The organism is Erysipelotrichaceae bacterium 66202529 (assembly GCA_017161075.1).
In the GTDB taxonomy this organism is placed as follows: Bacteria; Bacillota_I; Bacilli_A; order Erysipelotrichales; family Erysipelotrichaceae; genus Clostridium_AQ.
This window is the reverse complement of record CP046174.1, coordinates 1,473,713-1,499,420: the sequence shown is the minus strand read 5'-3', so window position 1 is coordinate 1,499,420 and position 25,708 is coordinate 1,473,713. Positions and strand designations below refer to the sequence as shown.

The following is a 25,708-nucleotide window of genomic DNA, read 5'->3' as shown; positions in this document are numbered from 1 at the left end:
TCCTCCTTACGCAACCTGTGAGACAGCCGCATCGATCTGTTGAAAATAGGTGTCCAGCAGTTCAATATGGTCATTCGGCACATCGTATTTCATTTTGGTTACCTTGTCGAAAATCCCAGAAGCCACCACCTGGCTCATCGGTTTTCCCTGTGCAACCAAATCCTTACAGCGTTTGTATAGATACAAAATAACATCCATCATTTTCAGCTGCTTTTCCAGCGGTACATACGTATCATCCTTATGGAACGCATTCTGCTGCAGATATCCGACACGGATAACCTTGCAGATTTCAATGACCAGCTTCTGATCCTCCGGCAGTACATCACTACCGATCAGCTTTACAATTTCCATCAGCTTCGCTTCCTCTGCCAGCAGACTCATGATCTCCTGACGGTTGCGAAGGAAACGCATATCCACATTCTTATTGTACCATTTTGTTAAATCCGTCACATATTCAGAATAGCTTTCCGTCCAGTTAATGGCGAAATAGTGACGTGCATAGGCAAGCTGCTTGTCCAGCGCCCAGAAGCAGCGTACAAACCGCTTGGTGTTCTGGGTAACCGGCTCGGAGAAGTCAGATCCCTGCGGAGATACGGCACCGATGATAGATACGGACCCTACCTGATCATTCAGTGTCTTCATATAGCCGGCACGCTCATAGAACTGTGAGATACGACTTGGCAGATATGCCGGGAAGCCTTCCTCAGCCGGCATTTCCTCCAGACGTCCACTGATTTCACGAAGCGCTTCTGCCCAGCGTGATGTGGAATCCGCCATGATGGCAACATGATAGCCCATATCACGATAATACTCTGCCAGTGTCAGACCGGTATAAATACTCGCCTCACGTGCCGCAACCGGCATGTTGGACGTATTGGCAATCAGCACGGTACGATCGGTCAGCGGACGATTGGATTTCGGATCGATCAGCTCGGAGAATTCCTCCAAAACCTGCGTCATCTCGTTTCCACGCTCTCCGCAGCCGACATAGACGATGATATCCGCATCACACCATTTTGCCAGCTGATGCTGGGTCATGGTCTTTCCGGTACCAAAGCCGCCTGGAATCGCTGCCGTACCACCCTTGGCAATCGGGAACAGGGTATCAAAAATACGCTGTCCGGTAATCAGCGGTACACTGATTGGAAGACGCTCTGCCACAGGTCGTGCCGTTTTAATCGGCCATTTCTGTACCAGGGTCAGCTCATGAACCTTATCCTTATCATCCTTTACCTTCAGGATGCACTGATTGATGCTGTATTTTCCGTTTTCTGCAGCTTCCACAACCGTTCCATACAGGGTTGGCGGAATCATGCAGCGGTGCTCGATCAAATCCGTTTCCGGAAGTGTCGCAAAGATCTGTCCGGGAACAACCTCATCCCCTACAGAAGCCTTTACCGTTACATCCCATAAAGCATCTTCATCCAGCGGTGCCACATCGCTACCGGTCGCAATAAAGGCACCGGATTCCTTTGCAATCTCCTTCAGCGGACGTTCGATTCCGTCAAAGATATTACGCAGGATACCAGGCCCCAGTGTTACAGAAATCGGACTGCCCGTAGGCTCGACGGGTTCTCCCGGCTTTAATCCTGTTGTGGATTCATACACCTGAATCGTCGTTGCCTCCTTACTGATGGAAATAACCTCTCCCATCAGACGTTTATGACCGACATATACCTTCTCCAGCATGGAGAAGTCGACTGCATTTTGGACCTTTACGACTGGACCGTTGATGGAATATATAACATTTTCACTCACATTATCACCTCAATCATACGGTTTCGTATGCAATTTTTATTTTATAAACAATCCGGAGTTCGTATAGAACCAGTCTTTCTGTTCATCGATGCCGGTGTCAAAGGTTTCATCTACAACAATACCTTTTTCCTCACATTCCATGCGAAATCCTCCAAGCAGAATATCTGCATCGCATTTCCCCTCACAGGGCTTTCCATATGCTTCACAAATATCCTTCAAAACAGCCTGATCTCTCTGTGCGACATAAAATACAACATGCGCATAGTCCAGCTGTGCAAGGTCGGCAGCTTTTTTCTTCAGAAGCTCTGCATAATCCTTACGGCTGGCAAATTCCTGCAGCTGCTGCTTTGCGGCCTTGAATACCGCATCGGTAAGCTCACGGCGCTTCTTCATAAGTCTGCGGTTTGTTTCCTCATGTGCCTTGCTTAGACGAATGGCGTGCTCGCTGGCCATTTCCTTCAGCTCCTGTTCTCTGGTAAGTCCAGCCTCACGCTGTGCTTCCAGCTCCAGGCCCTCCATGGATTTTTTACGGATTTCATCAATTTCCTGTTCAATACCGGCAATCTCGATGTCGCTAACTCGTTTTATCTCTTCCTCAAAGTACTGCTCCAATTTAATTTTGTCATCTAGCATAGCAAACACCTCATAGTTTCACACCGATTGCCTCGGATACGTAGCGGTCAATGGTTTCTCCAATCTTGGCGGAGCCATGACGGTCTGGTATCTCGACAATCAGCGGTTTCTTTTGTTTCAGTTTTAATTCAGAAATAACCTCGGGGCAGGTTTCAATCAGCTTTGTCGTCATCAAAACGATGGCAACATCCTCCATATGCATCACACGCTCCAGCTCTTTTAGAACCTCATGACGCTCATGGACGACCACCCCTTCGATCCCTGCCAGACGCATCCCCATCTGGGTATCGATGTTATCACTGAGCAGGTAGAATTTCACGAAGGATCACCACCCGTATTACAGCTTCATGAAGATAATGAAGATAGAGATCAAAAGACCGTAGATAGCAACACCTTCACCCAGGGCAACGAAGATCATGGATTTACCGAAGTTTTTCTCGTTTTCAGAGAAGGCTCCGATTGCGGCTGGAGCAGCAGCAGCTACGGCGATACCTGCACCAAGTGCGGAAAGTCCGGTCGCAAGTGCAGCGGCGATGAAGCCAAGACCCTGACCGATGGAGCCTGCCATTTTCATTGTGACATCATCCGCACCAGCAGCATAAGCCTTTGTTGCGCTGAAGAACACTGTTCCCAGCACAATAGCGAAGAAGAAGCAAACGTGCGTAATCATACGGCGCTTTGCTACAGATACACTTTTCTTTCCTCTAAATACGTTTACCAGCGGTAAAGAGATCAATGCGATCAGAATAAGCGGCAATAAAAGTTCAAACATGTTTAACATGATAGTTCCTCCTTTAATCATTCAGTGATTTAAACACGATTCCGTTCCCCGTGAAATAACGGGAGAACATTTCATAGAATTCCAGACGAAGCACCTGGATTCCAACAATCATACCCTCCAGACACATGACGAAGATATTTCCCAGGATCAGCACGATCCATCCAGCACCTCCAGCCATGTCCATAATCAGCATGACAGCCATCATCATCCCCGCATGGGATAAGACGAAGCCGCCGACACGCAGATAGGAGATGGTATTGGTGATAAATGAAAGGCAGATTTCAAATAGCTCGAAGAAGCTTTCCACAAAGAAGCCTCCAAAGCCATCCGGGAACATCTCCCTGTTGTCCATTTTTCTCTCCAGCGCTTCTTTCAGGAAAATCAGTACCAGCGGTACAAGCAGAAAGATAACGGCAAAGATTGGATTGGTGATAACGCTTGTTCCGCTCATGAGCTGATAAGCGCCACCACCGATGAGAGATATATAAAATACAAGGCCGGCAACCCCGTTCTGTGAAAAGAACAGCTCACCATAATTTTTATTTTTAATCTGCAGATACAGATTGATGCCAATACTGATTACGATCAGAATCGCTCCCAGCCCCACTGCCATGACAAGCAGTACAGGGATGAAGTTGCTGGTCATAACCTCAACCGGCTTTTCGGAAAGACCAAACACCGTTTTATACAACGGGTTCAGCAGCTCCTCGTTACCGAACACGGATCCGTATACAACACCAAAGATACTGGAGAAGATACCGATGCGCATGCCGATTTCCCCAAGGCGCATGCCTTTCCATTTATAAAATAGATAGCCGACCAGGATCAGGACGATTCCCTGTCCCAGATCGCCAAACATAATACCGAACAGAAGTGAATACGTAAACGCTACAAAGGGCGTTGGATCGATTCCCTCATATTCGGGGGTGCCATACATTTCTACAAACATCGAGAAGGGCCTGGCAAACCACCCATTCTTTAATTTGGTCGGAGGCGAAAGTCGCTTGTCGCTATGGGCAGGCCTGACTTCGATTTCCACCTCCTTCAAATTTGAGAATGTTTCCTTCAATTTTGGCACATCTTCTTCAACCACAAAACCTGTAATGGAGAATCTCTCACCGAGACCCAGTACATATTTTCTGGCTTCAAAGGTGTGGTTTATAAACTCCAGCTCCGCCTTGATGTCAGCGAAATTGTCCATGCATTCAGCCTTTAAGGCATCTATGACCTCATTCACATGCTGCAGCTGCTTGAGATCGTTGTCGATTTCCTCCTGCAGTGTTTCCTTGGCCTGTTTCGGATTTCCGTGTACAAACTCCGGAATTCGGATACGTTCAAAGTATAAAGAGGAAAAGATATTGTCCACATCTCCCTCGTATTTTGCTGTTGTGAAATACACACACCAGCTATACGTATCATCGGTACTGAACGATTTGAATACAAACGGGCGGTTGCGGTAATACTGCAGCTTTTCAACACTGTCGATCGGCAGTCTTCCAAACCGGATTTTAATATATTTGCATTCAAACAAATCATCCAGATTCAGGTCGATGCTTTCGATATTCTGTACCTGTGTTAGTGCATCGCGGTTTTCCTGGATCACGGTTTCCAGCTCGCGGCGTATCGCTGCACCGTTTTCAAAGCGCCCGTGGATTCCGTCTATATAGGAACGGATGCCTTCCAGATCATATTCCCCGTTTTTCACATCCTTTACAGGAAGTGTCATATCCATGTCCTGCAGCACCTCATGGAAATGCGTCAGCACATCGGTAATCGGATTTTCATCACTCAGCGTGGTAAGTCCGTGTACACTGTCCACAAACTTGCTGGCCGGTTCCGGATGAAAGTAATCCAGTTCCACGAATTTCAAAAGTACATCGTTGAGATATTCATTATCCGCAAGGATGTTGACCAGTTTCATTTTTGAAATTGCCATGAACATTCTCCTTTCTAGTAGATCAGCATGCGCTGCATATCCTCAATGGATACGTGGTAACGCACACCTTCGATAATATTGATGATATTTTCCAGCTCACGCTCTGCGGTATACAGATAGCTGGTAAATACCAGTGGGGCATCCAGAGAATAGTAAATATTCTTTTTTGCCTTTTCATACAGGAAGGAATCCGTATACTGTTCGATATATACGTAATCCTTTTCCATATCCTCGATTCCCAAACGGTACGTGCTGCTCTGCAGCAGCTTGATAAATGCGCGTGCATTGGGCTGTGCGATCAGCTCCTCCACAAAGGCAGCGGACAGATGCTCATGCACCGGTACCAGGGATTCGCGGATAATGTCTTCACGGGCGTTAAAGTATTTTTTGTAACGGTAGATTTTCTCGATATTGCTGAGTTCGATCTGCATTGCAAAAAACTCCTTGACCGCTTTTCTGCTTTTTCCCTTCAGCGTCTTGTCAATCACCTGAAAGGTATGGGTGTAATGCTGCACCTGCAGCTGCGTTTCCATTTTTGTATAATCAATATCATTTTCCTGCCCTTTTTTTACACGGAAAGGAAGAAGTATTGCATAATACATGGTATTCTTTAAAACATCCAGCAGTTCATCAAAGCTGTGAACATTTCCAAGCCGCAGCAGGTCAAAGCTGGTATACGGCTTCAGGAAAATAGGAAATTCCGCAATGGCTGCTTCATACTCCTGAGAAATCAAAACCCGGATACGGGACAGGATCAGATCAATTTCGATCTGCTGCATATGCAGCTTATAATACGGCTTCAAGGCCGCATCCGCATAACGGTACAGCTTCATCGTTTTTTTAAAAATCTCCTGACGCAGAATGCTTTCCAGCTGACCGCGGTGAATATTGTTTTCCCGCACATCCTTTAGGGCTGCCGCATAGGAGGTTTCATGCTTCAGGTAACCGGCGATTTCCGCCACGCTTTTCTTATGCAGCAGCTCCTGATACATTTCTTCATCCAGCGCTTCTCCGTGCATGCTTCTGGCTTTCGCCACAATAACACCTTCTGCCATACTCATATACACATCACCTCCCAACGTGTACAGGCTACCATTCAGCTACATTGCCAGTGTTCGTTCCACAATCTGTGAAACCCATTCATCCTTATGCTCGTCAAATTTCTTTTGCAGAGCCTGCAATGCCTCCTCATAGACGGTTTCTTCCTGCTGCATAGCCTTTGACAGATCCGCGTCCATCTCTTCGCGTTTCTCTGTTATACAGCGTTCTGTTTCTTTTCGATACTTTTCTCTTATTTCCATACTCTGGTCCTGTATCAGATTCTGGATGTTGTGGCGTTCCTTCTGCTTCTGCTCGACACGCGCTCTTGCCTGCTTGTCGGCATCAACGATTTTACGAATGATTTCTTCCAAAAAACGACACCTCCTTTATCCTTATTATACCACCGAATCGTTTGGCCGTTCACCAAACTTCTAGAAGTATACACCTTTTTATTTTGGTGTGCAAGCGAAGAATTCACTCCTTTTTTTCATGAAATCGGTTCCGGAAATCCCCTGTAAAAATTGCGGTTTTCTATCCTTTTTCCATGTATTTTTTACCTTATGAAAATTTTGTAAACAAAGCATTTGTGAAACCCCTTTTTCTGTACACAAGGCCTGCTGTATGTTTCTGATTTAAAAAGTGTCGGATTTTCTGCATCATTTGCAGGAATTGTTTCTTTCAGGAGAAGAAAATCAGGAATGTAAAATATAAACAAAACATAAATTCTCACAATTTAAAAAATGGTGAGGCAGCTTAGCGATGAACAAAGATGTATCCTCAGGATACAGCAGGCAAAAATGCTTTCCATACAGGACAGCTTAGAAGCCATGTGTACAAAACGCCTTGTTTCTGATTTTGTTGCCGTAAGAGTGAGATTGCTTCCATATCCGAAACGTATAGGAATTGCGTTCATATAGACTCGATTAGATTAAGTAAAGCAGTCCACAAAAATCAACAGTTTCCCCTATACTATCATTTACTGAGCAGAATCTGCACATATACGATCCTATATACGCAGCAGTGATACCGATTCCTATTTGATCCAGGTTTTGCGTTTCTGAGCGTTTTTCGTATAGAAGTATTAAAGCACAGGCATCATATACGCATAGGATACAACGATTATTTCTCATACAGCATCAACAACAGCCTCATGCAGCATAAAAAAAGCGGGCTATGCATTTCACAACACCTGCTTCTCTATTTTACATATATTTTCCGATATATATTCCTTTACATACATTTCTACATATATATATTTTTACTTATATACCCTTTTACCATGCACTCTTTCACTGTAAATTCTTACACGATATACTCTTATATATGTGTTCCTACACGCTTTCCATGACTTAAATCAAAATCAGCTCTGTTCCAGCACCTTCTGCGCCAGCTTTTCGTTCTGCTCGATTTTTTCATAATCCTCAATCAGCTCTGAAGATGCATAAACATCCGGATCATTTTCACGGCTTCTGAACACTATTTTCAACAAGATCGGTGTAACAACCGTTGTCAGTACGACCATAATGATGATCGGGCCGAAAAATGCATCATTCATCAAGCCAACCTTCATCCCCTTACTGGCAACAATCAGCGCAACCTCTCCACGGGATACCATTCCGATTCCGATACGCAGACTCTGTATTGTTTCATACTTGCACAGCTTAGCCCCAAGTCCGCAGCCGACAATCTTCGTCAGAATCGCCAGCACCAGAAGCAGCACAGAGAAAATCATAATGCTGGTGCTCATTTCAGGCAGAACAACCTTTAAACCGATGCTCGCAAAAAAGACCGGGGAAATCAAGAGATACGATAAGGTTTCAATACGCATCTGCACATAATTGCAGCGGCTTGTACCGCTGATAATCAATCCGGCGATAAATGCCCCGGTAATATCCGCTACACCGAAGAAGGCTTCCGCAACATAGGCAAACAGCAGACAGAAGGCAAAGCTCAGAATGGAAAACCGGCGATGTACCTTCTGATAGCGGTCAAAGAATTTCTCAATCCCCTTGCGGGCAAAGATTCCAACAATTACTGCGAGAACAAAGAAGGCAACGATTTTCAGCATGACCTCTCCCAGCTGCACTGAGGTGTCTGCCATACCGGTAATGATGGTCAATGCAACGATTCCAAGAATATCATCAATCAAAGCAGCCCCCAGAATCGCATTTCCACTCGGGGTGGAGAGCTTTCCCATCTCCTTGAGCGTTTCAACGGAGATACTCACAGAGGTTGCCGTCAGGATAACACCGATAAACATATTCTGCAGGAATGCATCCGGCTCTGTATTAAAAAAGGATGCCAGAACATAACCTGCAAGCAGCGGTACCAGAACACCGATTAGTGCAATGACAAAGCTGTTTTTCCCGCTTTTCTTCAGCTCTGTGATATCTGTTTCCAGACCTGCAGAGAACATCAGTACGATAACACCGATTTCTGCAATATGATCCAGGAATTCCGATTCCTGTACGATATTAAAAAATGCCGGCCCCAGCAGCAAGCCTGCTACAAGCGCCCCAACGACCTGCGGCATTTCTATTCTTCTGGTAAGCAGTCCGAATACCTTCGTGCTGAGAAGAATCAGCGCCACGTCCAGCAGGTAACGATAAGATTCCATAAACTCTCTCCTTTTATTTTCAACTTAACTGATTATACACCTCTTTTTCATAAAAGCAAGCGATTGCATGTAATTTTTATATGGCAGTTCCTTCCAGCTTGATGCTTTTAAAGCTGCCTGTATCCGGCTGTTGTAAATATTTAACGGTGCTGTCTTCTTTTGCTATTTGAAATAGCAGAAAACCGGCGTTCCACATCTGTATCCGATAACTGAAATGTCTTCCCATTCAGATACTGCAGACAGCAATCCCCGTCATGAAAATGGAAAGCCACATAATAGGCACACAGCGCCTGATACTGCTTCTGTGCTGTTTTATCCGCCCCATACTTTACATCCCCAAGCAACGGATGTCGCAGCCAGCTCATAAGCGCGCGGATCTGATGACTTTTACCGCTGTGCAGTTCAACCTCAACAAGGGAATAGCTGCCTTTATCCTGTAAAACGCGATAGCTGGTTTCCATGCGGGCATAGCCTTCCTGTTCATGCTCGATGACCTCTGCAATGTTATCCTGCTCCTTTTTACGATGATACAGGACGATATGATCCTGCTGTTTGCGCAGACTTCCCTGTATGATGCACAGATATTTCTTTTCCACTTCCCTGGCAGCGATTTTCTCATTCATGCAGCGAAGGGCTGCCGCTGTTTTTGCGGCAATCACCAGTCCCTGCGTATTGCGGTCAATGCGGTGACACAGAGCCGGGGTAAAGCTTTGTTCATGAGCCGGATCATATTCCTGCGACTCATACAGATAATGCAGCAGGCGGTCAGCCAGATTATCCTGGACCTCACTGGTATCACTGTGGGCCCGCAAGCCCTTCGGCTTATTGATCAACAGGATGTGTTCATCCTCATACACGATATCAAGGGTAGAGGGCACCTGCAGAAACTGCCGCATGCTTTGTGTTTCATAAAATTCCTCCGCTATGTAGCACTGCATGGTATCACCGAGTGCCAGCCGCTGCGATATTTCACAGCGTTTTCGATTCACCTTGATTTTCTTATTCCTTATATATTTATACATCAGGCTTTTGGGCATGGTTTTCATCGTCTTCTGGATGAATTTATCCACACGCTGATCTGCATCATTTTCTCCTATATAAAATTCTTTCATAGACATTCCTCACTTTTTACCAGTATATTATACCGTACTTGCATTGCATAATCCTACAAAAACGACTAAAATTACTATACAGAAGCTTTATAAAGGAGGGATCCATGTGTTTCACTGCAAAATGTCAGTACGTGCCTTGGTGGAATCGGTATGGATTGGCGGAGATTTGGTAACAGCAGCACCATCCATAGAGCGGGCTAATCTTGGCAGCCGGATCCACCGTATGCTGCAGAGTGCAGCGCAGGGAGATTATGAGAGTGAGGTATTTTTGAAGCTGTCCAGTGAGCTGGATGATATCGTGTTTGAAATTGAAGGGCGTGCAGACGGTATCCGCAGGGAGGACGGTCATGTTACGATTGAGGAAATCAAGACAACGGCAATTCCGTTTTCCGAATTACAGGAGCCTGTCTTCGTACATGCAGCACAGGCCTATTGCTATGGACATATGTATCTGCAGGAGCATGATGCAGCCTCACTCTGTATTCAGATGACCTATTATCAGATTGATACTGAGGAAATCAAGCAGTTTGAGGAAGAAAAAACGCGGGAGGAGCTGGCAGCGTTTTATATGGATACCCTGCAGCGCTATGTAAAATGGGCGGCTTTGAGCAGAGATTTGAAAATCCGTGCATCCAGAACCTTAAAGGAGCTGAAGTTTCCATTTGCACAATACCGCAGCGGACAGCGTGATTTTGCTGTTGCTGTATATAAGTCCATACTCGATCGGGAAAAGCTGTTCGCCTGTGCACCGACCGGTATCGGAAAAACGATTTCCACCTTATTTCCTGCATTAAAGGCTATCGGTGAAGGAAAAGCGGAAAAGGTGTTTTATCTATGTGCGAAAAATGTTACAGCCGCGGTTGCTTATGATACACTGCATCTGCTGTACAAACAGGAGGTAGCCTTTAAGAGCGTGGCTATCACTGCCAAGGATAAAATCTGTTTTCAGGAGGTTCGCAACTGTGATCCCGAGGTCTGTCCCTATGCAAAGGGGTATTACGACCGCTGTCAGGATGCGCTGTATGAGCTGCTGCAGGAAACACAGTTCATTGACCGTAAGGCCGTTGAGAAAAAAGCACAGGAGCATGGCATCTGTCCCTTTGAGCTGAGTCTGGATGCCAGCCTGTATGGGGATGTCATCGTCTGTGATTATAATTATGTTTTTGATCCCCGGGTCTATTTGAAGCGTTTTTTCATGGAAAAGGGGGAGTATGTATTTCTAGTGGATGAAGCGCATAACCTGGTGGACCGCGCCCGCAGTATGTACAGCACAGAGCTGCATAAGGCTGCTTTTCTACAGGCAGCCCGCTGGATTCCCAAGCACCGAAAGCCCCTGCATGCCGCTCTGCGTGCGATCAATCGCGAATTTCTACAGCTGAAAAAGCAGTGTGAGGAGAAGGGGCAGGACTTTCTATATCAAAAGGAGCCGCTTCTTTCTATCAAGCAGCGCCTGGCTGAGGTCATCGAACAAATGGACATCTATCTGCAGAGTGAGCATGAGGATACGCAGGATGAGGAGCTGCGCGATTTGTATTTTACATGCATCAATCACAACCGGATTGCGGAGTTTTATGATGAGAATTTCATAACCTGGTACGAGAAGCAGGGTACAGATATCGTGCTGAAGCAGCTTTGTCTGAATCCAGCCCATCCGTTAAGGGAAACCTGCGCTCTAGGACGCAGTACGATATTTTTCTCCGCCACTCTTTCCCCTGTCGATTATTATCAGGATTTGCTTGGAGCCACAAGAAAAACAAGAAGGCTGTTTCTTCCCTCTCCTTTTTCTGCGCAAAACCGCTGCATTATAGTGTGCGATGCCATTTCTACCAGATATCGTAACCGCAGCTTTAGCCTTACCGCGATTGCCGCCATGATCCATGGGGCAGTGCGTGCCAAAAAAGGCAATTATATCGTATTTCTTCCCAGCTATACGTATATGAAGCAGGTCGCAGAGGTCTTTATGGAGCAATTCACGGATATTCATGTCAGCATCCAGGAAAGTGGGATGAAGGAGGAGGAAAAGCAGTCATTTCTCGATCATTTCAATACGACAAAGGATCTGCATGTCCTGTTCTGCGTACTGGGCGGTATGTTTTCCGAGGGGATCGATTTGAAAGGGGAAAAGCTGATTGGCACAATTATCATCGGTGTTGGACTGCCCCAGGTGAATCCCCAGCAGGATTTGCTGCGGGATCATTTTGAGGAAGAGAACGCAATGGGATATGCCTATGCTTATCAAATTCCCGGTATGAACAAGGTATTGCAGGCAGCAGGCAGAGTCATTCGTTCCCATGCGGATAAAGGCATTGTATTATTGATTGACGAGCGTTTTACAACACCGTTTTATCAGCGGCTTCTGCCGGCGCATATGCGGTCGTTTCAGGTCATCAATGATCCCGAGCGGCTGCATGAGACTGTAAAACAATTCTGGCAGCAAAATAGCTGATGTATCGTAACCTACACTTACTTTTTTAGGACTCCCGCTGTTTTAAATATGTTCTTATATGCCTCCTCATTTTCAATGGGACATAATAGATATAAACACTTTCTGTACAATGAAATGCATCCTCCACCTTCATAACGAATTCTAATTCAATAAAATAACTGGTACCTCTTGCGCTTTTCGGCAGTGCATAATGTACCTTCATCCGGTTTATCTTATCCCAGCTTAAAAACAGCCGTGGAGTATAGATACCATCCTTATTCAGGATTGCGACAAGCTTATTTCCTCTTATTTTTTTGTATATATAGTTCCCTGTTTTTGAGATAAGCAGGCTACATAAAGACAAGATCATTGTAGCTACAAAAAAAGAGGAAAAAGTAAACAATCTGCCTCTTACAACAGAGCATATCAGTATCATGACGATGACAAATATAACAGGATACCATACAACATCAAATGGTCGCCGCAGATACCTTGCTCCTTCGATATCTGCTATATCACTTTTATAGTTTTTTTCATTCGTTGCCGGACAATAATAGGGACAAAAGCCAGAATGAAAACCTGCCATAATCCTAAAGGCAGCCGTCTCTTTGGACAATATATAATAAAAAAGGCTCTGCCGTAAGAACCTCGTATTCACTTCTACGATTCCTTCTGTGCAGATGCCTTTTAAGTGTTTCATCAGTACCTTATTTTAATTGATTTAAACAGCTTGTTCCTATCGTATTTTCCGGCATAGCCACCTTGAAATTATCCGCAATGGTAGCTCCGATCATTGCAAATGTATCACTTACCGGCAGCAGTCCGTGTCCTTCCATACGCGGGCTGTATGCCAGAAACGGAACCATTTCCTTAGTATGATCGCTTCCCTTATACGTAGGATCGTTTCCATGATCTGCGGTGATGATGAGCAGATCGTCCTCCTGCAGCTTATCCAGAACAACGCCCAGCAGCTTGTCAAAGCGTTCCAGCTCCTCACCATAACCGATTGGGTTTCTGCGGTGTCCCCACAGTGCATCGAAATCCACCAGATTTACAAAGCATAACCCGTGGAAATCCTGATCCATAACCTCAATCGTCTGTTCCATACCATGGACGCTGCTCTTGGATTTTAATGCCTGCGTGATACCCTCGCCATCGAAAATATCCTTGATTTTTCCGATGCTGATAACATCCAAACCGGCATCCTTCAGCGCATCCAGAGCAGTTTTTCCATAAGGCTTCAAGGCATAGTCATGACGGTTGCTCGTACGTTTAAATTCACCCTTTTTACTTCCGGTATACGGACGGGCAATGACTCTGCCTACCATCCATTCCGGCCGCATGGTAAGCTCACGCGCAATTTCACAGTAATGATACAGGGTTTCCACTCCCATGGTTTCTTCATTTCCACAAATCTGCAGTACGGAATCCGCGGATGTGTAAACAATCAAATCACCGTTATTGATTTCCTGCTCTGCCAGCTCATCCAGAATCTCTGTTCCGCTGGCTGATTTATTTCCAATGATATGACGGCCTGTTTGGCGTTCCAGCTCATCGATCAGATCCTGTGGAAAGCCCGTTTCAGTAAAGGTCTTAAACGGTGTAGTAATATGGAGTCCCATCATTTCCCAGTGTCCGGTCATCGTATCCTTTCCAACACTTGCCTCCAGCAGCTTCGTATAGTATCCCTTTGGCTCGGATACCGGGGCAACATGCTTGAGCGGATGCAGATTCGCCAGTCCCAGCTTTGCCAGATTTGGTATGTTAAAGTCCGGCATATGAGCATCGATATGTCCCAGGGTGTCACAACCTACATCATCGTATTCTGCGGCATTGGGCATCGCACCGACTCCGAGAGAATCGATGACGATGGTAAAAATTCTCTTATATGGTTTCATACGTAAAGCCTCCTTTATCTGTCTTATCCTGCCGGGTATCCCCGGGGATGCTTATAGTGCTGCAGCTGTCTCCAGGGCAACCAGCATCATATCGTTAAAGGATGTCTGGCGTTCCTCTGCCGTTGTTTCGGCATGTGTTACTAAAGAGTCGGAAATGGTCAGAATGCACGCAGCACGCTTGTTCAGTACTCTGGCATTGTGAAACAGGGCAAAGCTTTCCATTTCCACACAGACACAGCCATGCTTTTCAAAAAATTCCTTATGTCCGTCTACGTTATCTTCGTGATAGAATACATCACTGGAATGGATTCTTGCCTTAGTCAGCGGTTTGTTCACTCTGGCTGCGGCAGCTTCAATTTCTGCATTCAGCTCAGCGCTCGGCTTTTGAATATCACCGTCTACATCTGCCTGTGCCTTGGCAAATGTGGATTCACTCCATGCACTGTCTGCCAGTACCAGGTCAAACAGCTTTAAGGTATCCGTATAGGCACCGGCACTTCCAATACGAATGATATTTTCAACATCGTAAAATTTATAAAGCTCATAGGAATAAATTCCGATGCTCGGCATTCCCATACCGCTTCCCATGACGGAAATCTTTTTTCCCTTATAGGTTCCTGTATATCCGAACATGTTGCGGACGGTGTTGAACTGTACCGGATTTTCCAGATAGGTCTCAGCGATGTACTTCGCACGCAGCGGATCTCCCGGCATTAAAACGGTTTTGGCGATATCGCCCTTTGCGGCAGCGTTATGTGGTGTTGACATAAGTAAATTCCTCCTTCAGTTAGGGTTTACGAGAATTGCCTTCTCATACATCCTGCTTGCTTTTTCTACAATATTATCATACTATAGGTGCAGGTGATAAAAAAGGACATTTGTCCTCTTTTTGTAAAGAAGGTGAACTTTTATGACAACCCTGAAGGAACTACTGGAGGAAACACAGGAATGCCATCATGACATGCTGAAGCAGCTGTTCGCAAACTGTCCCGCAAAAATTATGCAGCAGATGCAGCTGATTCGTATGCGGAAGAATCGGAATCTAATTTCCACCTATCAATCCAGCAGTGCCGTTTTTCTGCTGCTTAGTGGAAGGCTTCAGGCAATCGAGGAGCGCGTTGTGGATATCCCCTACAGCTTCACAGAGCTGCAGCCGGTGGATATTGTCGGTGATTTTGAGCTGTTTACCGGTATAGAGGGACATTATGTAACGCTGAAAACAATGGAAGCCTCCGTATGTGTAAAAATCAGTGCCACTGCCTATCTGCAATGGATGAAGCAGGACGCAAATGCCCTCTTTCTTCGGACACAAATGCTTATGCAGGAGCTGTCTGTTCAGACACAGCTTCAGCGCCAGTATCTATTTATGGATAACCGTACTCGGCTGCTGCTCTTTCTGACACGCTCCATTTCACAAAAGGGAGGCCGGCTGAATGCAACAAGAGAGCGGATTGCCGCTTCCATCGGCTGCAGTGTCCGTACCTGCAATCGCATCATTCTCACCCTGTCACAGGAGGGACTTGTGGATTGTATGCACGGAAAGCTGCAAATCAGTGAACAACAGATCACAGCCATAAAAAAAGAACTGGAGTCCTCCAGCTTCTCTCAGTAATTATGCCATAAGGGAACTGCAGTCACGAATGCTGTCAACAACCACACAGCCGGTTTGCTCCAGCTTCCCCTTATCCTCATGACCATTGGCAATCAGGATACAGTGACAGCCCGCACCATGGGCAACCTCACTGTCATGGACACTGTCTCCGATAAAAACGACCTCCTGCGGATTCAGCCTGCTTTCCTGTACAAAACGCTTTGCCAGCTCTGCCTTACTTGCCGCATGGATATTATCCAGACCGCGCACCTGTTCAAAATATTGTTTAATATCATAATTGTCCAGCTGTTCATGCAGAAAATGTAAATCACTGGCACTCAGCAGATACTGATGCAGTCCCTTCTGCTTCAGCTGAGCCAGCATTTCGGTAACTCCCTCATGCAGGGAGCAGTCCATACTGTGCGGCTGATAATAACGCATATATTCCTTTGCTAATATAGGAAACGGCGTTTTATCAAAATCAAAGCCAACCTTCTTATAATATTCGATTACCGGAAACTGAAAATATTTCCGATATTCTGCCTTATCCAGTACCAGAGGCAGCTTTTCTTTTTTCAAAATCGTATTTAATGCATCCATACTGACATCAATATCATCCAGCAGAGTACCGTTCCAGTCCCAGACAACATGCTTTATAGTATCCATAGGAAACCTCCTTCGTATTATTGTATTAGATTGTTCCCTATTATATACAATAAAATATGGCAGTGCAACCTATTTACCATAAACATCGGCTGCTATTTTCAGTTTGCTGGTGCGCATTATAAAATAAAATACAAAATATCATGATTTAGAACGCAATATACTTTCATAAGAAAACACAGAGGAAGCTGGTTTATATTATATCTATCTATATCTATGTATATCTATGTATATCTATGTATATCATCTATGTTTATCCAAATAGCTTTTAACTCAGCTTTTACATAACACTTTAAAGCGCTGATAATAGGCGCGATTTTCTTGTTTAATCATGCATAAACCTTCATCATTACACACATATGTAATAAGGATGCTGGCATTGTCTTTTTTTCTTTATCCATACCGTTAATAAACGCTTTTCTCTATTTGTCTGCATCAAATTTCCCACAAATAAGCACATTGATTCCCCAGTTAAACAGCTAACCAACCAGCTCAGTACCTCATTGTATGGATACATACATCACCTGTTTCTGCTGTATAGCATTAGTCGTATCATATGCTAGTACATCACTGTTACAAAAAAAGACCCCTGCACATTTGCACAGAGGTCTGCTTGATATATGAATCGCCTGAAAAAGGAATCAGTCTTTAATCGTTGTAATCCTCAAATTCCCCGTAGTTTCTATCCGTTTCCTCATAGTCGAATGCTTCCGCATAATCCTCACGCAGATCATCATCACGCAGTCGGCAGTTTCTCATGCAGCGGCGATACTGCTCACGGCAGCGATCCTCACAGCTTGGGCGTGGAGGACACGGTCTTGGTGGGCATGGTCTTGGCGGACACGGTTTTGGTGGACACGGACGTGGCGGGCACGGTCTTGGCGGACATGGTCTTGGTGGACATGGACGGTGATTTCCGCAGCCGCAGCCCTGAGAATTACCACTGCTTCCGCAACCGCAGTCATTGTGATGATTGCAGCCGCAGCTGTTGTGATTTCCTCCGCATCCCGGACGATAGGTGTTGACACAGGAGCAGCGGGAACGGCATTCCGTATTGCAGCCTGACTGGTTTACCATAATTCTCTCTCCATTGCGTGCGCAGCTTGATCTGTGTCCGCTGTTGGAAGAACAATTACATCTTGAGTTATACATATAAGATTTCCTCCTTTATATGAGATTTCATCCATCTCAATCCACTATATGCAAATGTCCGATGCCCAACATAGGCGTATCACAATGGTGGAGGAAAAATCTGTGTTTTTTTCTTACCTGCTCTCGATCATCGCCCAAAATACATCCAATCTGGTATAGGCGTTGACATTGAAGCGCGGCAGTGCATAGGAATCATCACTGCGCTTTGCCTTCCGGTTTTCATTATATCCAAAAGCCAGCCGTGTTCCCTGCTCCTGTAATATCTTCTGTATTCGTTTGTTATACTTTCCATACGGATAGGCGTAATAAGCAATCGATCCCTGTTCAGCGGCCTGTTCGGTATCTTTACGCAGCTGCTTATTGCTTAATTGGTTGATACGGAATCCATTTTTATCCTTATGATGCAGATTATAGGAATGGGAATAATACTGCAGGACCTGCTCATCCTTCATATCTGCGTGAGATGCATGCTGGCGTATGGAAGGCTTATAGGGGCCGTGGTGTTCATCGATAGCCGAGCCGATGACAAACACGGAGCCTGTAAAGCCATAGCGCTTCAATACTGGCTGCGCAAATTTCGTTGTGGAATAAAAGCCATCATCAAAGGTGATAACAACACTTTTCGCATCCAGCTTTTTCTTGCCCTGCTTCCACGCATACACATCATCCAGTGTAATGCTGTGATAGCCCTTTTCCTGTAGCAGCTTCATCTGCTGTTCAAAATCAGAAAGTGAAACCACCCACATATTGGTCGCAAAATATGCTTTTTTATCGGCATCTGGAACGATGTGATGGTAACCGATGATGGGAATGCTGTCCTCTGTTTCAAATGCATTGACTACTGCATTTCCCGCATACAATACCAAAAGCACGCAGAAAAGAAGGAGCCCTTGTTTTCTCTGTCGCATATACGGCCTACTTCAGAAACATGCGGACAAGACGGTCTTTGCATTTTGTATATGGATGATAGCGAAACGGAAGATCGATCCAGTTCGCTTTTTTCACAATGCTCTTATTATGAGAAAAGGTTTTGAAGCTTTCCCGGCCGTGATAACTTCCCATACCGCTTTGTCCAACACCGCCAAAGCCCATTGCACTCGTTGCCAAATGGATAATAGTATCATTGATACAGCCGCCGCCAAAGCTCAGTGTTGACAGCACCTTATGCTCTGCCTTTTTATTTTTTGTGAACAGATACAGCGCCAGCGGCTTTTCCTTATCCAGCAAGGTTTGTATGACCTCGTCCAGACTGGTAAAGGTCAGCACGGGAAGAAGCGGCCCAAAAATTTCCTCCTGCATGATTGGATGCTGCCAGGTGATATCCTCAAGTACCGTCGGTTCGATTTGCAGAGTTTCCTCACAGATTCTCCCCCCTATACAAACAGAGCCGTCCTGCAGCAGGGCGCTGAGCCGCTTGAAATGCTTTTCATTCACAATACTTGGATAGCTGTCGCTGTACAGTGCCTCTCCCTGAAAAAATGTATACAGACTATCCTGCAGATAGGCCAGAAATTCATGCTTTACACACTCCTCCACATATACATAATCCGGTGCGACACAGGTCTGTCCGGCATTCAGAAATTTTCCAAAAGCAATGCGTCGTGCTGCCAGCTTCAGATCTGCTGTTTTATCGATGATACACGGACTCTTTCCTCCTAGCTCCAGCGTTACCGGCGTTAAATAGCGACTAGCCTTGGACATGACCAGACGGCCTACTTCAACACCACCGGTAAAGAAGATATAGTCAAAGCGCTGCTCCAGCAGCTCTGTATTCTCTTTGCGTCCTCCCTCTACAACAGCCACATATTCCTTGGAAAAGCAGTGCTGTATGAGCTTCGCAATGACAGCAGAGGTTGCCGGAGCATAGGCGCTCGGCTTAATAATGACCGTATTCCCTGCCGCGATTGCCCCAATAACCGGTTCAAGTGCGAGCTGGAAGGGATAATTCCATGGAGCCATCACAAGCACAACGCCATATGGCTCACTCTGTGTCCAGCTTTTAGCGGAAAACTGTGCAAGCGGCGTACGAACCCGCTTCGGCCTTGCCCACTGCTCCATATGACGCAGCTGATAGGTCAGCTCACTCAGCACCATACCGGTCTCACTCATATAGGCTTCCATATCGGACTTATTGAGATCTTTACGCAGTGCTTCATGAATTTCCGCTTCCATTTCCCGCAGCGCTGCTTTCAGTCTTTTTAACGCCTGTCGGCGTGTATTTATATCCTTTGTCGCCTGTGTACGAAAATAGTTCCGCTGTTTTGTTACCAATGCTTTGATTTCCATAGTATCACCTGATTCCTTTGCTTCTGAAATTATAGCAGAATTAAGCAGCCTTGTGTACCGTGTAAGTGCAAATGTCATCCTCCTTTCTGCAATGTACTTTATTAGTACACCTCACACAGCAAGCCGTCATGATCATAAGGGATAAAGCTATAGCATTCATTTTAAATAGAGCTTTTCAAATAGAGCCTTTTATACAGAGCTTTTTATATAGAGTTTTTTATATAGAGTTTTTTAAACAGAGTTTTTTAAACAGAGCTTTTTAAACAGAGCTCACAAATAGAGTCCTTCCTTTTCTATATCGCTTAACAGCCGTTCCTATAATAAGCATGTCCCTGCTACAACAGAGCCTGTTCGCTATGCCGTTACGGATGCAAGTGGTACCTGCGATATGAGACTTCTTTGAAATACCGTCAATTTCGCTTATACAGCCCTGCTTGCTTCTTGAACAGCTAATGCTCTATGCGATTGAAATACCAAAGGCAGCCACGTATTCGGTTGGAATTTTCTCTGTATATTCAGGTAAAAGAAAAAATTCACAAATTTTCATTTCCTGCTTACAAATGAACATAAATACAGTATAATGGAATCGAGGTGAAACGTTATGAGAGGAATCTACAATTCAGTAACTGATATAAGAAGAAAGGTTTTTACAGAAATTGCCCGTCTTGCTTATGAAGGTGGAGATTATGCAGGTAATATCGAAAAGCTGCCATTTAAAATCATACCGGGAGAACGTGCAACATACCGCGACTCCATCTTCCTGGAGCGTGCCATTGTCGGTGAGCGTCTGCGCCTTGGAATCGGTCTGCCGCTGCGAAAAATGGATGAGCATTCTTCTTTAAGCGATGGAATCGAGGAAAGTGCCATTGCGGAAAAATATTATGATGACCCGCTGGTAAATGTTATCAAGTTTGCCTGCAACGCTTGCCCAGAGAAAACGGTTGTAGTAACCGATACGTGTCAGGGCTGTCTGGCACATCCGTGTAAAGAGGTTTGTCCAAAGGATGCTATTTCCATGGTGAATGGAAAATCCTATATCGATCAGGAGAAATGTATCAAATGCGGACGCTGTATGGATGTTTGTCCATATGGTGCCATCAATAAGCTGGAGCGTCCGTGTGCGCGCAGCTGTGGGATGGATGCGATTACCTCCGATGAGCTGGGACGTGCGGAGATTGATTATGATAAGTGTGTATCCTGCGGCATGTGCCTTGTCAACTGCCCGTTTGGTGCGATTGTTGATAAGGGACAGATTTTCCAGACCATTCATGCAATGAAATCCGGAAAGGAAGTCATTGCGGCGATTGCCCCTGCCTTTGTAGGCCAGTTCGGCCCTACGGTCACTCCGGAAAAGGTAAAGGGTGCTTTAAAGGAGCTGGGCTTTGCAGATGTTGTCGAGGTAGCGATCGGTGCGGATTTATGTACCGTGGAGGAGGCTGAGGATTTCCTGAGCAAGGTACCGGAGCAGCAGCCGTTTATGGCAACCTCCTGTTGTCCTGCCTGGTCAGTGATGGCGAAGAAGCTGTTCCCGGATTTCAAGCCGTATATTTCCATGGCTTTGACGCCGATGGTTTTAACCGGTCGTCTGATCAAAAAGCAGAAGCCGGATGCAAAGGTTGTCTTTATCGGGCCTTGCGCTGCCAAAAAGCTGGAAGCAAGCCGCAAGAGTGTGCGCAGTGATGTGGATTTTGTCTTAACCTTTGAGGAGGTTATGGGAATGTTTGAAGCAAAGGGCATTGATCTGCCACAGGTGGAAGCAGATGCACCGTTTGCGGAAGGTACAGCCAACGGTCGTGGCTTTGCGGTCAGCGGTGGAGTTGCGAACGCTGTTAAGCAGTGTATCCAGAAAGAGCATCCTGAAAAGGAGGTTCTGATTGATTCTGCGGAAGGACTGAAAAACTGCCGTACGATGCTGATGATGGCAAAGGCGGGCAAGCGAAACGGCTATCTGCTGGAGGGAATGGCATGTCCGGGAGGCTGTGTTGCCGGTGCCGGGACCTTACAGCCGGTAATCAAATCCAGCGCCCTTGTTAAGAAATATACAAGTGATGCAGATAAAAAGCTCGCATTTGAAAGTGATTATCTAGAAAACCTGGATCTGCTCACCAAAGAATAAGCAGCACGCATAGGAATTATCGGATAAGAAGTATAAGCTAGAAAGGACGCAGCATTTCCTGAAACAGGTAAACGCTGCGTTTTATTGCGTTCGCTGCTTAACAGCTATGAAGAACAGGGCTATTACAGGGCTATTTTTCAATCCTGACCATTTGTATGAAATATGCTGTAACGCTTGTTAAGGCTACAAAGCTGCTCAAAATACGTTTATTCCTTCTGATCAGCCTCTTTCTAGGACAAATTTGCATATCATAAAAGCTGTAAATGATCCTATACCATTCAAATAGCCAGATGAAACAGTCTGGAGACTCCGCTTTTAAGCAATAAAAAATATGTCTGCATAAACTGCCATTTCTCGTCTTTGGGTATATGAGAAGCATGAAATCAAAGCTCATCCATCCTTTTGTACCGTATGTTCCTTCTTTGTTAAAGTCAGTAACCTAATGTGCATGGTAAGTACTTTCCATATAAAAGGATGCAAAGCCTCTTCCCTGAGACCCTGCATCCTGCCGGTGTCTATTCCTATAAATCATAAGCCCGCATCAGCGGCTTTTTTCATTTGGTGTAGCCATATCCGGAATATCCGGTGTAATTTCTACATATACATCGTCATAGCTATCCTGCAAAGCCTCATGTAACTGCTTCTGTATGACTGCAAGCTGTGTTACATTGATCATATTCGTATCGTTTTGAATATAAATTTCCACCCAGAGCCTGCGCCCGGTTTGAATGATATTGTAGAAGGTCGGTATATAGGAATACCGTTCAAATTCCTGATCCGCAAGCCCTCGGATATGCTGGGTTACCTCATCCTTTGGAGCAAACAAAATCAGACTGCGAAACGCATCCTTCATCATGCGGCAGGGCTGTGGCAGCATAATCATTGTAATCAAAATAGCGATGATCTGATCAACATAGGCAGACAGCCACGCAAAGGAGCTTTCCTTTAACAAATTGGCACATAAAAAGGCAATGGCGACTCCGATACTGCTGCAGACATCAATTTTCCATCCCAGCAATTCCGCCTTAATCAACGGGGAATCCACTTTGCGGTTCATAAGCATAAGCACGATAAGTATCGCTGCCGACAATACCGCAAGAAATAATTCAAACCAGCCAATCAATCCCTGATCTACATGGTTTCCGCCATTGACGATCATTTGTATGTTACCAACGATCAAGCCGATGGTAACGGCCGCAAGAAAACCGCCCTTTGCCAGCAGAAAGAACGATTCCAGTTGAGCATATCCTTAGGGCTTGCGCTCTGAACAGGGACGATAGAATAATGGTACGAAGAATACCATCAGTGCGAGGACAACTGCCTCCGCTCCGTCATAGATACTGTCCATCAGCACCGCCTGTGAATTTGTATAGATTGCCATCATGACCTCAATTACGGAAAACAAAATTCCCGCCGCTACGGTCAGATGCAACAGACGCTGTTCATAATTCATTTTTTCTTTGTTCATTTTTTCAGCCTCACATTTCCTGTATTGTATGCAATCAACTACCTTACAGGGCCCGGCTGAATATATTGTTTGGATGTACGCTTTTTTCTTTTGTCCGAGTGGACAAGCATAGTTTCACAATCCCTTCCTGACTTCATTGTAGCTCTTTTTCAAGGGAAAGACAAGCTGACAACAGCTGCCAGTGCATGAAATTGTTGTAATTTGCCGGCTTTTTGCTTATACTAAACACGAAAGTGAGGTCAACCCTTATGAAAAATTACGGATATTTGAAGGCTGCCTGTATCACTCCGGTTGTTTCCATCGCTGATGTGGACGCCAATCGCAAAGCCATACAGAGACTGCTTCAAGCATTGGATAAGGATGTACGGCTTGCAGTATTTCCTGAGCTGTCACTATGTGGCTATACCTGTCAGGATCTGCTATATCAGTCTGTTCTGCTGGATGAATGTCTTGCGGCTTTGAAAACGCTGCGGGATGAGAATGAAAGTGAAGCCATAATCGCAATCGGTCTGCCAGTCCGTCAGGGCAATCATTTATTTAACTGTGCAGCCTTTCTATATAAGCACAAGCTTCTCGGCATCGTTCCAAAAACCTATGTACCCAATTATAATGAATTTTATGAAAAGCGCTGGTTTTCCAGCAGCACGCAGCGTCTAGGAGACACCATTTCCCTGTTTGGCGAAACGATTCCCTTTACGGAGAATTTACTGATTCATGATGTGACAAGTGAAGCAATCATAGCTGGTGAGCTATGTGAGGATCTCTGGGTGCCTGTGCCACCCTCAACAAGGCATGTCTGTCATGGAGCGAATGTGATTGTTAATCTGTCCGCCAGCAATGAAATCATCGGAAAAAGTGACTACCGCAAGACCCTGATCACTACACACAGCGCAAAGACCATGTGCGGTTATGTGTATACCAGTGCCGGTGTCAGTGAAAGCACCAGTGATCTGGTATTCAGCGGACATGATATCATTGCGGATAACGGTACCATAATATCAGAATCAGAAATTCTAAAGGAGGAGCATATCCTGTATGGTGAGATTGATCTGGAAAAGTGCCGCAGTGAACGTATGAAATTCCAGACAGCATTAGAGCTGCAGGATTCACAGCCTTATACAGAGGTATGCATTCAGACGGCTCCTATCACCTCCCCGCTTCAGCTAGCACGCTCCATATCCCCTTATCCCTTCGTCCCATCCAACCCCACCCTGCGCAGCAGCCGCTGTATGCAGATTCTGAACATGCAGGCCGCAGGACTTTCTCAGCGGCTGAAAAAAATACACTGTGAGCATCTGCTGATCGGTATCTCCGGCGGTCTGGATTCCACCTTGGCCCTTATAGTCGCAAGCATGGCTTTTGAGCGAATCAAGCTCCCCAGCAAAAACATCATCGCTGTTACGATGCCCGGCTTCGGTACGACGAAGCGCACACAGGGCAATTCACATAAGCTCATGGAAGCACTGCATACCACCAGCAGGGAAATCTTTATCCATGACGCATGCCAGCAGCATTTCCAGGATATCGGACATGATGCAAGCCTGCAGGATATCACCTATGAAAACACGCAGGCGAGAGAGCGCACACAGATTCTGATGGATCTTGCCAATGCATATAACGGCATCGTACTGGGTACCGGAGACCTGAGTGAGCTTGCCCTTGGCTGGTGCACCTACAACGGGGATCACATGTCTATGTATGCGGTCAATGCATCCATCCCCAAAACACTTGTCCGCTATCTCGTGGAAACCTATGCAGAAGCTATGCAGGAACAGGGACGATCAGATATCGCTGCTGTATTAAGGGATATCTGTGCTACCCCTGTTTCACCGGAGCTGCTGCCGCCAAAGGATAATGGAGAAATTGCACAGATAACGGAGGATTCCATCGGCTCCTATGACTATCATGATTTCTTTCTCTATCATATGCTGCGAAACGGTTATGCTCCTGCAAAAATTCTGGAGCTTGCCTGCATCGCCTTTGGGACAGAAAAACGAGAGGCTATCATAAACACCATGCAAACGTTTTACCGTCGTTTCTTTAGCCAGCAATTTAAGCGGAATTGCCTTCCGGATGGTGTAAAAATCGGTTCCATCTGCCTGTCCCCGCGTGGTGACTGGAGAATGCCAAGCGATGCCAGTGCTGCCCTTTGGCTGAGGCAGGTAGCTGCATTGAAATAAGCGGTAAACCAGAAATACGGTCACAGCCATGGTTGAAAGCTGTCCTATATA

The 25,708-nt window shown here is 45.6% G+C and carries 21 protein-coding genes and 1 pseudogene; 4 read left to right on the top strand and 18 right to left on the bottom strand.

The window, feature by feature from the left end; genetic code table 11:
- Positions 1-6: 6 nt before the first annotated feature.
- From GKZ87_07020 to GKZ87_06980, 9 genes are all read right to left on the bottom strand, one after another.
- Positions 7-1,758, bottom strand: a complete 1,752-nt coding sequence (locus tag GKZ87_07020; GenBank protein QSI25255.1) for a V-type ATP synthase subunit A — start codon at positions 1,756-1,758, stop codon at positions 7-9.
- A gap of 36 nt (positions 1,759-1,794) precedes the next feature.
- The gene (locus GKZ87_07015; protein ID QSI25254.1) at positions 1,795-2,391 is read right to left on the bottom strand and encodes a hypothetical protein; all 597 of its coding nucleotides are present in this window, start codon (positions 2,389-2,391) and stop codon (positions 1,795-1,797) included.
- Positions 2,392-2,401: 10 nt separating this feature from the next.
- Positions 2,402-2,710: an ATP synthase subunit F gene (locus tag GKZ87_07010; protein QSI25253.1), complete on the bottom strand. Its 309-nt coding sequence runs from the start codon at positions 2,708-2,710 to the stop codon at positions 2,402-2,404.
- Positions 2,711-2,728: 18 nt separating this feature from the next.
- Positions 2,729-3,172 (bottom strand): ATPase, encoded by a 444-nt coding sequence (locus tag GKZ87_07005; GenBank protein QSI25252.1) that lies wholly within the window; start codon positions 3,170-3,172, stop codon positions 2,729-2,731.
- Positions 3,173-3,185: 13 nt separating this feature from the next.
- The gene (locus GKZ87_07000; GenBank protein ID QSI25251.1) at positions 3,186-5,108 is read right to left on the bottom strand and encodes a V-type ATP synthase subunit I; all 1,923 of its coding nucleotides are present in this window, start codon (positions 5,106-5,108) and stop codon (positions 3,186-3,188) included.
- Between the two features lie 14 nt (positions 5,109-5,122).
- Positions 5,123-6,169 carry an aspartyl beta-hydroxylase gene (locus tag GKZ87_06995; protein QSI25250.1) on the bottom strand — a complete coding sequence of 349 codons (1,047 nt, stop codon included), beginning with the start codon at positions 6,167-6,169 and terminating at the stop codon, positions 5,123-5,125.
- Between the two features lie 39 nt (positions 6,170-6,208).
- Positions 6,209-6,520: a stress protein gene (locus GKZ87_06990; GenBank protein ID QSI25249.1), complete on the bottom strand. Its 312-nt coding sequence runs from the start codon at positions 6,518-6,520 to the stop codon at positions 6,209-6,211.
- A gap of 989 nt (positions 6,521-7,509) precedes the next feature.
- Complete coding sequence (locus tag GKZ87_06985; protein QSI25248.1) at positions 7,510-8,766, bottom strand: cation:proton antiporter; 1,257 nt, start codon at positions 8,764-8,766, stop codon at positions 7,510-7,512.
- A 140-nt stretch (positions 8,767-8,906) separates the two neighbouring features.
- Entirely contained in the window at positions 8,907-9,878 is a 972-nt protein-coding gene (locus GKZ87_06980; GenBank protein QSI25247.1) for an RluA family pseudouridine synthase, read from the bottom strand.
- Positions 9,879-9,984: 106 nt separating this feature from the next.
- Between GKZ87_06980 and GKZ87_06975 the strand changes: the two genes are divergently transcribed.
- Positions 9,985-12,324 (top strand): ATP-dependent DNA helicase, encoded by a 2,340-nt coding sequence (locus GKZ87_06975; GenBank protein ID QSI25246.1) that lies wholly within the window; start codon positions 9,985-9,987, stop codon positions 12,322-12,324.
- A 25-nt stretch (positions 12,325-12,349) separates the two neighbouring features.
- Here the strand turns inward: GKZ87_06975 and GKZ87_06970 are convergent, their stop codons facing one another.
- From GKZ87_06970 to deoD, 3 genes are all read right to left on the bottom strand, one after another.
- Complete coding sequence (locus GKZ87_06970; GenBank protein QSI25245.1) at positions 12,350-12,889, bottom strand: hypothetical protein; 540 nt, start codon at positions 12,887-12,889, stop codon at positions 12,350-12,352.
- 121 nt (positions 12,890-13,010) lie between these two features.
- Positions 13,011-14,201 carry a phosphopentomutase gene (locus GKZ87_06965; protein QSI25244.1) on the bottom strand — a complete coding sequence of 397 codons (1,191 nt, stop codon included), beginning with the start codon at positions 14,199-14,201 and terminating at the stop codon, positions 13,011-13,013.
- A 51-nt stretch (positions 14,202-14,252) separates the two neighbouring features.
- Complete coding sequence (deoD, locus tag GKZ87_06960; protein QSI25243.1) at positions 14,253-14,969, bottom strand: purine-nucleoside phosphorylase; 717 nt, start codon at positions 14,967-14,969, stop codon at positions 14,253-14,255.
- A gap of 142 nt (positions 14,970-15,111) precedes the next feature.
- On the opposite strand from deoD, the gene GKZ87_06955 reads away from it, so the two are divergent.
- On the top strand, positions 15,112-15,813 hold the full coding sequence (locus GKZ87_06955) for a Crp/Fnr family transcriptional regulator (GenBank protein QSI25242.1): 702 nt from the start codon (positions 15,112-15,114) through the stop codon (positions 15,811-15,813).
- On the opposite strand, the gene GKZ87_06950 is transcribed toward GKZ87_06955, so the two are convergent.
- From GKZ87_06950 to GKZ87_06930, 5 genes are all read right to left on the bottom strand, one after another.
- Positions 15,814-16,458, bottom strand: coding sequence for an HAD hydrolase-like protein (locus GKZ87_06950; protein ID QSI25241.1), 645 nt, complete (start codon positions 16,456-16,458; stop codon positions 15,814-15,816). It lies immediately after the preceding gene.
- Positions 16,459-16,804: 346 nt separating this feature from the next.
- Complete coding sequence (locus GKZ87_06945) at positions 16,805-16,972, bottom strand: hypothetical protein (protein QSI25240.1); 168 nt, start codon at positions 16,970-16,972, stop codon at positions 16,805-16,807.
- Between the two features lie 131 nt (positions 16,973-17,103).
- Positions 17,104-17,607 (bottom strand): hypothetical protein, encoded by a 504-nt coding sequence (locus GKZ87_06940; protein ID QSI25239.1) that lies wholly within the window; start codon positions 17,605-17,607, stop codon positions 17,104-17,106.
- Positions 17,608-17,720: 113 nt separating this feature from the next.
- Complete coding sequence (locus GKZ87_06935; protein ID QSI25238.1) at positions 17,721-18,515, bottom strand: polysaccharide deacetylase family protein; 795 nt, start codon at positions 18,513-18,515, stop codon at positions 17,721-17,723.
- A gap of 7 nt (positions 18,516-18,522) precedes the next feature.
- Positions 18,523-19,893, bottom strand: a complete 1,371-nt coding sequence (locus GKZ87_06930; GenBank protein QSI25237.1) for an aldehyde dehydrogenase family protein — start codon at positions 19,891-19,893, stop codon at positions 18,523-18,525.
- Between the two features lie 601 nt (positions 19,894-20,494).
- On the opposite strand from GKZ87_06930, the gene GKZ87_06925 reads away from it, so the two are divergent.
- Positions 20,495-22,009, top strand: coding sequence for a 4Fe-4S dicluster domain-containing protein (locus GKZ87_06925; protein QSI25236.1), 1,515 nt, complete (start codon positions 20,495-20,497; stop codon positions 22,007-22,009).
- Between the two features lie 541 nt (positions 22,010-22,550).
- Here the strand turns inward: GKZ87_06925 and GKZ87_06920 are convergent.
- Positions 22,551-23,477: pseudogene (locus GKZ87_06920) on the bottom strand (cation transporter).
- A 248-nt stretch (positions 23,478-23,725) separates the two neighbouring features.
- On the opposite strand from GKZ87_06920, the gene GKZ87_06915 reads away from it, so the two are divergent.
- The gene (locus GKZ87_06915; GenBank protein QSI25235.1) at positions 23,726-25,657 is read left to right on the top strand and encodes an NAD(+) synthase; all 1,932 of its coding nucleotides are present in this window, start codon (positions 23,726-23,728) and stop codon (positions 25,655-25,657) included.
- Positions 25,658-25,708: the final 51 nt, after the last annotated feature.